The sequence below is a fragment of the Lysinibacillus sp. NPDC094403 genome, assembly GCF_050278745.1.
GTDB lineage: Bacteria > Bacillota > Bacilli > Bacillales_A > Planococcaceae > Lysinibacillus.
Genome location: NZ_JBNNTL010000024.1, coordinates 20,649 through 32,965, shown reverse-complemented (window position 1 = coordinate 32,965; position 12,317 = coordinate 20,649). Strand labels below are relative to the sequence as shown.

The following is a 12,317-nucleotide window of genomic DNA, read 5'->3' as shown; positions in this document are numbered from 1 at the left end:
AATTGGAATACGGTCTTTTCTACGGAGGAAGATTTATGTTTCACTATGAAATAAACACAAATAATTTGACAGTCGAGGAACTATTACGCAATCATTGGCGACTCGGTAAAAAGATAGTCCATGAATTGCGAATGGCGAAGGCTATCACAACAATTGACGGAGAACCTATTCAGTGGAATGATCCATTACAGGTAGGAACAATCATAAAATTTACATTCCCTATTCCGACATCCAATTATCAACCGACACCGGTTTGTGCAATTGATGTCGTCTATGAGGATGACCATTGTTTGATCGTTTCTAAACCAAAAGGTATGTCGACACATCCAAATGATGCACGCGATACCCACACTTGTATGAATCATGTTATGGCTCATATTAAAGAGCAAGGCGGCACTTATGCGGAGCATGTCCATCGATTAGATAAAGGGACACAAGGTTTGTTACTTGTAGCAAAACATCCTTTAGCAAAATCAATTTTTGACCGTATGATTGAGGAAAAATCCATTATTCGAACATACGCTGCAGAGGTACAAGGGAACTTACGATCTTCATCTGGTACAATTTCTGAAGGAATCGGAAAAGACCGACATCATGCAACAAGACGTGTCGTTTCAAAAACTGGACAGCATGCGGTTACTCACTACGAAGTTGTAGCGCGCTATAAAAGCTCTTGTGTTGTCCATCTAATTCTTGAAACAGGAAGAACACATCAAATTCGCGTACATTTAGCACATATCGGTCATCCGATTATTGGAGATACAATGTATGGAGCAAGAGAAACAGCAAGTGGTGATTATGAGCTACATGCTATTCAATTAGAATTCGAGCATCCATTTTTAAATAAGCCAATCGTTGTAAAAGATCAGCAGTAATTATCGTACTGCACCTCGAATTGTTGCAAATAAGCTAACAATTCGAGGTGCAGTTTTTGTATTCCTTTTTTATTTCTTACGCTCATCATCGCCCATAGTCCAGAATAGATGTCAATCCTAAGTCAAAGTTATGGATGACACTTGTTAAAATTATGTAAGCCATTTATATAAATTGACTTCCGTACCAACTGGGCGAATCCTTGGGGATTAGCGTCACAGATGAGCCCCTGCAGCAAAGCGGATGTTTTCTGTGCGAAAGCGAAGCGACAGCGATAAAAGAGCCCAGTCGGAACGGAAATCAACCCCACATAATAGTAATGAGCCTTTATTTCAATCTATTTACTTATAATTCTAAAAAAGTATAAATATATTATTCAACATTTCTTTCATCTATTTTTTACAGTAATTTTAATATACATTTCCATTATTGGTAATGACGTTAGATTTCTTTCATGATAGAATTAAATTAAATTGTCAGTCATCTGACTAATATGAGGAGGAATTCATTAATGAAATGGGTTAAAAGTATTGCAGCAACAACTCTAGCTGCTAGTTTACTAGCTACACCCGGTTTTGCCGCACATGCAGCAGAGACAACACCAACAGCTACGAAAGACGGTTTCAAATTAACAGTTCTACACTCAAATGACACGCATGCACACGTTGAGGAAGCTACAAAGCGAGTAACAAAAGTGAAAGAACTTCGTGCTGCAAATCCAAACTCACTTCTTTTAGATGCTGGTGATGTTTTCTCTGGTACTTTATACTTCAATGAGTTTACTGGAGAGACTGATATGAAGTTAATGAACTTAATGGGTTATGATGCCATGACTTTTGGTAACCATGAGTTCGACTTAGGGTCAAGCCCGGAAGGACATGCTGCACTTGCAAAATTCGTTAAAGGAACAGAATTCCCATTAGTAGGTGCAAACTTAGATTTTTCAAAGGATCCTTTATTTGATGGCTTACAATTGAAAACAGTCACAAAAGACTTCGAAAAAGGTAAAATTTATAACGGTATTATTAAAGAAATCGATGGAGAAAAAGTAGGTATTTTCGGCCTAACAACAGAAGAAACGACTTCGATTTCAAGCGTTGCTAACGTCCAATTTGCAAACTATATCGATTCTGCGAAAAAAGCTGTAGCAGATTTTGAAAAACAAGGTGTGAACAAAATTGTCGCACTAACTCATTTAGGCTTTGATGATTCAAAAGATTTTGATAATGATCGATTGCTAGCTTCAACTGTAGAAGGTATTGATGTTATCGTAGGTGGTCATACACATACAAAATTAGACAAGCCAGTGAAAGCGGAAACGCCATTCAAGGATCCTACAATTATCGTTCAAACAGGTCAATATAGCGAAAATTTAGGTGAACTAGATTTAACATTCAATGATAACGGTGCAGTTGTTGACTACTTCGGTCAATTACATCCTTTAACTGATAAAGAAAAGCCTGTACAAGCTGACGCTGAGGCTACAGCACTTTTAGCACCATATAAAGAACAAGTTACAAAAATCTTAAATCAATCAACAGGCAATACAGCTGTTTCTACACTAAATGGCGGCCGTAATCTTTGGGGCGTTCGTGCTGGTGAAACAAATCTTGGTAACTTAATTGCTGATGGTATGCTTGCAGGTGCAAAGAAAATTGATCCAGAAGTACAATTTGCATTCCAAAATGGCGGTGGTATCCGTGCAAGTATTGATGCGGGAGATATCACTGTTGGCGAAGTAATGACCGTAATGCCATTTGGTAATACACTTGGCATCGTAAAAGTAACAGGTGCTGAAATTTATGAAATTGTTGAACAAAGTGTGAAAGAGTTTCCTAAAGAATCTGGTGGCTTCCTACACTTCTCTGGTTTACAAGTAGAGTTTGATGGCAAAGCACCAGCTGGTAAACGTGTGAAATCTATTAAATTAAACGGTAAAGACCTAGATAAAGCAGCATACTATAAAGCTGCAACAAATACGTATATTGCACAAGGAAAAGACGGCTACGATACACTGAAAAAAGTTTATGCGGACGGTCGTGTAAGTGAACCTGGTAAGATTGACTATGAAATGTTTATCGATCACTTAGATACACTGAAAAAAGTTGATCCAAAAGTAGAAGGACGTATTATCGCTACAATTCCATTTACAGATATTGCAAAAGGCTCGGAAACAGAAGGTTATGTTCGTGATCTTTATTACCGTGATTTAACAAAAGGTACTTCTGCAACAACATATTCACCAAACGCAAACTTAACTCGTGCTCAAGCTGCATCATTTATCTCACGTGCCTTACATCTTGAAGCTAAAGGTCAAGCAACATTCTCGGATATTGCTAACTTAAATCCTGCAACACAAAAAGAAATTACAGCACTTGCTGAGGCTGGAATTGTACAAGGTGTAAATGGTAAATTCAATCCTGATGCAAAAGTAACTCGTTCTCAACTTGCATTAATGTTTGCTCGTGCATACGACCTACAACATGATGCAAAAACGGGTTTAAAAGCTGATTTCAGTGATATTTCTAAATACGATGCAGAAACGCAAAATGCTATCGCACTTATGAAAGACTTAAAGATTGTTAGCGGCGCAAACGGCAAATTTATGCCTGGTAACAACGCTACACGTGCACATATGGCAAAAATGCTTTCTAACTACATTCCTTATGTAAAAGAATCTAAATAATATAACTAAGAATCCCGCTTCTCTAATTAGAGAGCGGGATTTCTATTAGAAATTAAATTTAAAATGATCTGGGTCCTGCCCAAATCGTTCATTGCGATTTAACACAGCTATTTTATCCATTTGAGCTAGTGTTAATTCAAAATCAAAAATCTGTGCGTTTTCCTCAATACGACTTGGTGTCACTGATTTTGGAATAACAAGTGTATCATTTTGTAAATGCCAGCGTAGCACTACCTGTGCAGCTGTCTTTCCTATTTCGTGACCAATTTCCGTAATCGTTGGATTATCAAGTACTCCACCTCGACCTAATGGAGACCATGCCGTAACAGCAATTCCATGCTCACTACAAAATGCTTTTAATGCGTCTTGCTGTAAATATGGATGCACCTCTACTTGATTGACCATTGGTGTAATATTTGCTTTAGCTAATAGCTTTTGTAGATGATGCTCATGGTGATTTGAGACACCTGTTGCACGAATTAATTTTTCATCATATAAACGTTCTATTGCTCTATACGTTTCTTCAAATGTTTCTGGTACTGCCCAATGAGTTAAATATAAATCTAAATAATCCATATTTAACTTTTTCAATGAGACTTCAAATGCTCGTAATGTTTCATCATAGCCTTGGTCATTATTCCAGACCTTTGTCGTCACAAAAATATCCTCACGTTTAACGCCTGAGTGACGAATAGCTTCACCCACCTCAGCCTCATTACCATAAAGAGAGGCCGTATCAATAGCTCGGTAGCCAAATTTAAGAGCTTTATCAATAGCCTGCAAAGTCTCATCACGCTCTGTCATTTTATAAACACCTAAGCCAAAGCGAGGCATTTCCACACCGTTTACTAATGTTTTTGTTGATTGTAAATTCAAGAATAACAACCCCTTTCTTTTCCTAGTTCCATTATACAAAAAATTGGTTTTAAGAAAAATAAGGAAAATTTCCGGGGTAATTTCTTATCGATCTTTTGCTTCCTCTTCATAATCATCTACTTGAATAGGGTCTGGAATTCGATCGTCTTCTACAAGCTCTTGACCATCACGCAAATGCTCCATCTGCTTTCCTAAATCCTTTAAATCTTTAAAATTTCTAGCCATTGTACCGTTTTCGATATTCGGAACCTTTTTTTCCATTATCATCACCTCTATTATAGTTTTCCCGAAATAGTTATTTCTGAACCATTTCTGACATATTTTATTCCGCTATGTCGTTTCATTTTTATAGTAGATAGGCTATACTAAAAAAAGATGTCTTTATAAACATGAGGAGGGTTCTTCCATGAGTTTACTATTAATTATTGGTGTAACTGTTGCGTTTTTAGCTGCAATTTTCACTGCTGGTTACGAAGGCGACTACAGATCAGACAAATAATACCTCAAGAAAATCACTAAGCATGAATATGTGCTTAGTGATTTTTTTGTTTTCGAAAAAGGCACCTCCTTTAATTGATGCCTTTATAGTTCAGAGAGGTGCAGCGTGTTTATATGTGTTATTTGCATACGGATTCACAATTTTATTTACAAGAAAAATCAACTGTGTCATAACGTACACCCTGCATAAAAAATTCGTTTCATAAAAACAGTCATATCAAAAGATAATAACTAATCTGATGACATAATTCCGCAGAAGTGAAACCTTATTGATATGACTAATTCCTTTTATAATCAAAATAAAACTATATTGAATTTAATGATTTTAAATCTATTTTTTTTGTAGAATCATCTTTAAAAATTGTAAGTCTATATCCATTTAGATTATATCCATTTAAATTTTCTGTTTTATAGATATACTTTTCGCTATCAATTGAGTAAATACGTAAGTTTTGGGAGCTATTTTCTTTAACATCTAAAAATAATAACCAATCCTTATAAGCAATCGTTATCTCTCCCGAAGGATATTCTTTCACTTGTGAAACTAATTTTCCCTCTGCAGACTTCAAATACAATTCCCCATTAATATTATAGATCTCGGAACCTTCTAAATTACTTTCTATCATTTCTATTTCATTCTTACCTTTTAAACTTGATTCATACAATTCATACTTTTGTTCTTTTTCATCGAAAGAAGTAAAAAATAATTTTTTCCCTATAACACTAACATCCATAAGTTTACCAACACCAATAGCTAAATCATCCAATTGATTATCTTTTTTACTATACTTTGATATAACCCTTTTTTTCTCAGTTTTATCATCATTATAATAAATTCTACAAAAATACATATTATCTTTGTTATCAATTGTTAGTGGAAACAACGCTTCGTTTGCAGGTAGTTTTAATAATGTCTTAACTCCTGTTTCTGTATAACGAATAATCGAAAAATTATTTGTTATACTATTCCCACTCGTCAAAATGTCACTATATTCTTTAAAATTATATTGAAACTCGTTTTCAGTATCATTCCAATACCTAATAAACTTATGAGTATCTTGATTGTATACTTTTAATTTTTGCTCCCAATATTCCAAAACATACAATTCTTTCGTATTTTCTCCAATATCATCAATTCCAGAAGAATTTTTAAATTTCATAAAACTAAACAATAAAAGGATTACTTAGATGTGCCTTGGAATTCTTTTTGTAGACGCAGTAGTGATTTCGTCGCTTTAAAGAAGACTTCGATATCCCAACGCATGCCATAGATTCGGATGATTTCTTGTTCTGAAAGCGTACAATCGGTGCTGAGAATCGCCAGCCATTCACTTTTCTTATTGCGATTTTGAATGAAGACAATCTTTACAGGCACACCATTCTTCAATGTTGCTTGGATGGATCGTAAAATGTCTTTTGGTCCCTGTACAGGCTTCGCGATTTTGTACAATTCTTTTAACGAAAGGCAACGATCGTCTACTAGATAATGCTGTTTCGTTGGCTTGACCATACCAATAACATCCATCCCTAGTGCAACGATGGATTGAACAAGGGGTGCGTGTGTAAACCAGCTATCCATGAGCACATATTGAGCCGGTACACCTGCTTGTAACGCACGGTCAACCATACTTGGCACAAGCGATGATGCTGTTTCTAATGCTTCGATTCGACGCTTATAGCCAGAAGTACGTTTATCAATCTGTTCGGAAATGCCATTCACCTGTGCCTTTTTTGAACTTAGTAAAGCAAAGTCAACGGGCATAAATGTCGCACCATCTGACCAGCCCAAAGTAAGCATCCGAAAGCCCTTATAAAAACGTTTACCCGTTGAAGAATGGTCACGACAGCGCGCTAGTAGTTCTACCTTTTTACTGCGATTACGGTCATACATGGAATCATCTACAATGAGTACTTTTGGTCGATCTGCGTTGGTAAGCACACTCACTTTTTGAATCGTATGTGCACTGAATAGAGTGAGAAATCGACGCCATGCAAATTTCGAATAGTTTAGGAAACGATAAACCGTATCTTTTCCTGGATATTGGTCACCTTTTTTACTTTGAAGCAAGGTAAACCGGCTTTTGTGTTGGAATACGAGGCAAAAGACAAGTTGAAATAAATAGCTTGTCGAAAAGCCAAATCCTTTTATAATCCCTGCGTTTCTTAGATGTTTATTGATTTCTAATTCATGAAAGACGTGATAAATTTCTTTTGGTAGTTGATTATTTTGGTCGTTCTATCATAGTGGGAGCACCTCTTCTGCTTGGTAGTGTTTTCTAGCAATCACAAGAAAGAGGTGCTTTTTGTATACCTAAAAATAGTGTCAAGAAACATAAATCCATTAAAGTGCAACCTACAGCCATCTGTTTTGAGCTAGTTTATCTAGCTGCGAAGTTTGAGATATTAACTTCTACATAGATAAGTACGTAACTTACTATTACCATTAACTACATACACCATATTGGAATAAACAAAAAAAGGTATTGGGAATTTAAACCTCAATACCTTTTTTGTTTTATTATGGTTTTTTAAACCCTTCTAATAAATTCGGTACAATTTCTGTTTTATTTAAAAAAAGTTCTTGAATAGGTAAAACTGCATAAGATAAGGAATAAGTTGTAGAAAATAATCGTTGTTTATCGTAAATAATATTTATCTTAAATTGACTATTATTTAGATTATATAATTTTAGAGACTTTGATAACTCGTGATATATTTCATGTCCGCCTCCACTTTCAAATAATCCTTCTATAGCTATTTTCCCATAGAATCCATTCCACCAAGATAAAAATAATTTAACACTTTCTGAAAATCCAAACTCTCCATTTACATTTCTATCAAACAGTTGTCGGTAGAATGAACTATCATTTTCCAAAACACCGTTATTATCGTAATATTGGTTTTGCACATTTTTATATATTACTTCATTCCATATCTTTTTAAACTCAATGTCAAATTCACCCTCAGGTAAGATACCCCAATCAGAACTGTTAAAATCAGGAAATAAAGACTGCTGCTGATTATTATTATTATTTAAAAATAAGTTTTGTATAAATATTAAGTAATTTAAAGAGTACGGAGCTGTTGTTTCTAAATTGAGTTGATTATTTTCAGCATTATTTAAATCAAACAAAAATTCGCACCTCACTCTTTTTTAAAATACTAGTAGGTAAAAGCTACTCCGTTTTGATATGCTAAATAACTTACAGCGTGTACTTTTAAAGAAGGGGATTCCACTGCTTCTCCTGCAAATCTCGCAAGGTAACTAACTCCTTTTGTCAAAGAAACGCCCTTTATATCAGCCAAACCAGATACTCCAGGACCAGTCCCCCCTCCTGAAAAATACATTGACCCTTTAAAAGCACCGGTAGACTGAGTATAAATATCAGCTCTACAAGTAAAAGATAAAAAATTTCCTGCTGCACCGGGTATATTTAAAGTCCAACTGAAGGCTCTTGCATTTGGCGAATAATTAAATGTCGATGTTCCACTGTCACCCCAAAAAGTAGCAAACGGTGTTAGGACATTGTTGTCTTCTTCAATGTTCTTTAATTCATACATTTCGAAAGTATTGTCTGTATTGTAATCTTCTTCAATGTTCTTTAATTCATACATTTCGGAATTATTGTCTGTATTGTCTGAAAATTTTTCTTCCGCTTGAGCATAGTCTATTTTGAAAATCCCTAAAATAAAAACAACACTAAATGCTAACAAAATTTTTAAATATTTCTCCATTTTTAACCATCCCTTAAATTGAATTTTAATACTTATAGAGAATATTTTTAACTTGAACTAAGATGTGAAAAACTAAAAATACTTACCAATGTCTCCCCCTTTCGATTAGATATATTTTACGCATAAGTTATTACTCAAACTTCGTACCAATATAAATCGGCTTAATCATTGAGCTTGTTTGGTTCTTTACAATTTCAATAGGATTCTTGACAAAACGTTTTATAAATACAAAAAACACCTCATTCTTTGGTATAGTGAATTTGACTAGAATACACTACCAAACGAAAGAGGTGCTTTCATTATGATAGAGCATAATGGACCAAACAATCAACTGTCTAAAGAATTAAAATCTATTTTTAATGAATTAGAAATTTTTAAACATTTACGAAAAGCTGGCATTACGAAGAAGTTTGGGTTTACAAATTCTTATTTGTTTCAACTCGTATTCTGTTTAATTTTTCATCATAAGAGTTGGTGTACCCTTTCATCATCAAAAAAAGGGAGATTGTTATCCAGCCAAAGATGCCGTTTATCGTTTTATGAATCATTCTAAATTTGCTTGGCGTCGATTTTTAACCTTTTTAAGCGCACACGCCGTTCAAAAAGTCGATGCACTTACAGATGAAAAGCGCACAAAAACACTGATTATTGACGATTCGATGTTTGATCGGAATCGCAGTAAAAAGGTTGAGCTTCTAGCACGTTGTATGGATCATTCCTCTTTAACGAAGCGCTTCTATAAAGGCTTTCGTATGCTTACTTTGGGTTGGTCAGACGGCTTTACATTTATGCCGCTTGATTTTACGTTACTGAGTTCAAAAAATGCACAAATCAATGGCATTTCGAACAACATCGACAAACGTACATCGGGCTATAAACGTCGTGTAGAAGCGTTAGAATCGGCTCCTACAATCATTCCGAGTATGCTTGAAAGAGCCTTACAAGCAGGTGTAACCGCTGATTATGTGTTAATGGATACATGGTTTACACAACAACCGCTCATCCAATCCATCGTTGAACTAGGTCTGGATGTCATTGGTATGGTGAAAAATACGAACCAACGTTATTTAATGAACAACCAACGACTCTCTTTAAAAGAATTGTATAAGATTGCCACACCTGTCCCAGACAAGAAAGGAATTTTGCGATCGATTCATACAACGATGGCAAATGGCATCCAGGTAAAGGTTGTATTTGTTCAAAATAGAAATAAAAAGAGTGAGTGGCGTGCCATTCTTAGCACGGACTGTACGCTTTCTGAACAAGAAATCATTCGTATTTATGGCATGCGTTGGTACATCGAAGTCTTCTTTAAGACAACCAAATCATTATTGAAACTTCAAAAAAAATTTCTAGGGATGTCTTATGATTTACTCATCAGTCACACAACCATTGTCTTTTCTAGATATATCGTTTTGTCCTGGCAAAATCGCTGCCATACCGACCAGCGAACATTAGGTGGCATTTTCTATGAACTTTGCGATGAAGTAAATGAACTCGAATGGGCTGTCGCTTTACAGCAATTAATCGAGCTTCTTGAAGATACCCTAAAAAAGACAAATACAAAAATCCAGAAACTAATCAAAAGTCAACTTCAGCAATGGATCGCCAGCCTTCCTAATTATATCAAGGCTTATTTGTCGATTTCAGTCTGTGAAGTTTGAGTTATTAGGGATAATATTACGTATATTTTTTTATGCCCCTGCTGAAATCTCATAAGACTTCTTATCTCCTGATAATTTTACTTTAGCGGTATTAACAACAGAAATAGTTCCAGTTCTATAATCTCCTTTAGGTGAAACAATCACATTGGAACTATATGAAGATTCCTTAGCTCCGTTACTATTCTCCCAATACTTGGTTTTAGTAGAAGTAGTAGCCCATGATGATCCTCCACCAGCATTAGCTCCACTATTAGATATTCCTAATTTTGTTCATATCTGCATTGAAATAGTTCCTAACCTAATATTAATTTTTAGCCCCCCTTCTCTGTTTTTCCACGGGTATGTTAACAACATATCATTGGAAATAAATATTTCCTAATCAAGTTTTGTTATGATTAGAACAAAACTTGGGAAAAATCAGATAACTCATAGATACTTGGAGTTTGATATCACAAATAATTTCCATATAGAAAGAAAAGAAGCCTAGTAAAATTAGACTTTGCATTTATATAGTGGCATTAAAGTACTCATAAAGTCCTATGAAGAAGCTTAAGCTACCAGTTTACAAAAGTTTCAAAATCAATTTTTGTTATAAATTAAGCAAAAATTGATAAAATTCAAAAAAAAAAAAAAAACGCTCATCATCAAATGTTGTGAATGACAGAATCAATATCACTACTTGACTTTCTACACTTTATAAAATAAACTTACTTACATAAAGTAAGTTGATAATTAATGATAACTTATATTCGGAGGTAATTTACTATGCATTTTCATGAAAAACCTAACACATATGTCACAAATGTTGAAGTTAAAGTGAGCGATTTACAACGTTCATTAACTTATTATCAGGAGGTAATTGGTTTTAAAGTTTTACATCAGGAATCTCATAGAGCAACTCTAACAGCTGATGGCAAAACTGCTTTACTGACAATTGTCCAACCCGAAACAGTAGAAGAAAAAACGAGCTTAACAACTGGACTTTATCACTTTGCAATTTTATTGCCTACTCGTCGTGATTTAGCAAATATTATTACTCATTTCCGTAACAATGGCGTGTACTTCGGAGCATCTGACCATGATGTAAGTGAAGCACTTTATTTAAATGACCCTGATAATAATGGTATTGAGGTTTATGCAGATCGCCCTGAAAATGAATGGACTTGGCATTTCGACCAAGTGCATATGGTTACGGAACCTCTTAAAATCCATTCTATATTAGAGGAAGGCGATGGTAGATGGGATGGCCTACCAGCTGATACGGTTATGGGACATATTCATCTATCAGTTTCTAATTTAGCTACCGCAGAGGAATTTTATACAAAAGGATTAGGATTTGAGATTGTCACTCGCTATGGAGCACAAGCTTTATTTATCTCAACTGGCCGCTATCACCATCATATCGGTTTAAACACTTGGCACTCTGAAAACGCACCAAAGCTTGGTGAAAATCAGGTTGGCTTAAAAACATTTTCACTTCGTCTAGATAATGAAAAGCAAGCAGCAAAAATGAAAGAAAATCTCCGTGCAATTGGTGCACCTGTTACTGATATAGATGGAGGTTTCCAAACAGAGGACCCGTCAGGTAACGCTATTTTATTGAAATTTTAAAAGTGATGTGACGCACTATCCGTCAGTTGCATGAGGCTATACGGCGATTGTCGAGTTCTTTCCGTCGCTTGACAGGCTATCCGTCGCTTGCGGAGTTCTTTCCGTCGCTTGACAAGTTTTATCCGTCGCTTGCGGGGTTCTTTCCGTCGCTTGACGGGCTATCCGTCGTTTGCGGGGTTCTATCCGTCGCTTGCGGAGTTCTTTCCGTCGCTTGACGGGCTATCCGTCGCTTGCGGAGTTCTTTCCGTCGCTTGGCGAGTTTTATCCGTCGTTTGCGGGGTTCTTTCCGTCGCTTGACGGGCTATCCGTCGCTTGCGGAGTTCTTTCCGTCGCTTGGCGAGTTTTATCCGTCGTTTGCGGGGTTCTTTCCGTCG

General features: G+C 35.7%; 8 protein-coding genes and 2 pseudogenes. 4 read left to right on the top strand and 6 right to left on the bottom strand.

The features are described 5' to 3' along the window. Nucleotides 1-35 precede the first annotated feature (35 nt). Both ACQKMV_RS21890 and ACQKMV_RS21885 read left to right on the top strand, forming a co-directional pair. Nucleotides 36-875 carry an RluA family pseudouridine synthase gene (locus tag ACQKMV_RS21890; RefSeq protein ID WP_427506452.1) on the top strand — a complete coding sequence of 280 codons (840 nt, stop codon included), beginning with the start codon at nucleotides 36-38 and terminating at the stop codon, nucleotides 873-875. A 509-nt stretch (nucleotides 876-1,384) separates the two neighbouring features. Then, nucleotides 1,385-3,559, top strand: a complete 2,175-nt coding sequence (locus ACQKMV_RS21885; RefSeq protein WP_427506451.1) for a 5'-nucleotidase C-terminal domain-containing protein — start codon at nucleotides 1,385-1,387, stop codon at nucleotides 3,557-3,559. A 45-nt stretch (nucleotides 3,560-3,604) separates the two neighbouring features. Here the strand turns inward: ACQKMV_RS21885 and ACQKMV_RS21880 are convergent, their stop codons facing one another. The 6 genes and pseudogenes from ACQKMV_RS21880 to ACQKMV_RS21855 form a co-directional block, all read right to left on the bottom strand. After that, nucleotides 3,605-4,435: an aldo/keto reductase gene (locus ACQKMV_RS21880; protein ID WP_427506449.1), complete on the bottom strand. Its 831-nt coding sequence runs from the start codon at nucleotides 4,433-4,435 to the stop codon at nucleotides 3,605-3,607. Between the two features lie 84 nt (nucleotides 4,436-4,519). Then, nucleotides 4,520-4,696: a hypothetical protein gene (locus ACQKMV_RS21875; protein ID WP_427506447.1), complete on the bottom strand. Its 177-nt coding sequence runs from the start codon at nucleotides 4,694-4,696 to the stop codon at nucleotides 4,520-4,522. Nucleotides 4,697-5,238: 542 nt separating this feature from the next. Continuing rightward, nucleotides 5,239-6,093, bottom strand: a complete 855-nt coding sequence (locus ACQKMV_RS21870) for a hypothetical protein (RefSeq protein WP_427506445.1) — start codon at nucleotides 6,091-6,093, stop codon at nucleotides 5,239-5,241. Nucleotides 6,094-6,119: 26 nt separating this feature from the next. After that, a pseudogene (locus tag ACQKMV_RS21865) lies at nucleotides 6,120-7,139 on the bottom strand (IS4 family transposase); the annotation flags it as partial. 312 nt (nucleotides 7,140-7,451) lie between these two features. Next, nucleotides 7,452-8,066 (bottom strand): group-specific protein, encoded by a 615-nt coding sequence (locus ACQKMV_RS21860; protein ID WP_427506444.1) that lies wholly within the window; start codon nucleotides 8,064-8,066, stop codon nucleotides 7,452-7,454. 29 nt (nucleotides 8,067-8,095) lie between these two features. Then, a complete protein-coding gene (locus ACQKMV_RS21855; protein WP_423475513.1) occupies nucleotides 8,096-8,668 on the bottom strand; it encodes a hypothetical protein in 573 nt (190 codons plus the stop codon). Nucleotides 8,669-8,969: 301 nt separating this feature from the next. Between ACQKMV_RS21855 and ACQKMV_RS21850 the strand changes: the two are divergent. Next, nucleotides 8,970-10,332 (top strand): annotated as a pseudogene (locus ACQKMV_RS21850) (IS4 family transposase). A gap of 765 nt (nucleotides 10,333-11,097) precedes the next feature. Then, nucleotides 11,098-11,943: a VOC family protein gene (locus tag ACQKMV_RS21845; protein ID WP_427506442.1), complete on the top strand. Its 846-nt coding sequence runs from the start codon at nucleotides 11,098-11,100 to the stop codon at nucleotides 11,941-11,943. The last annotated feature ends 374 nt before the right edge of the window (nucleotides 11,944-12,317 follow it).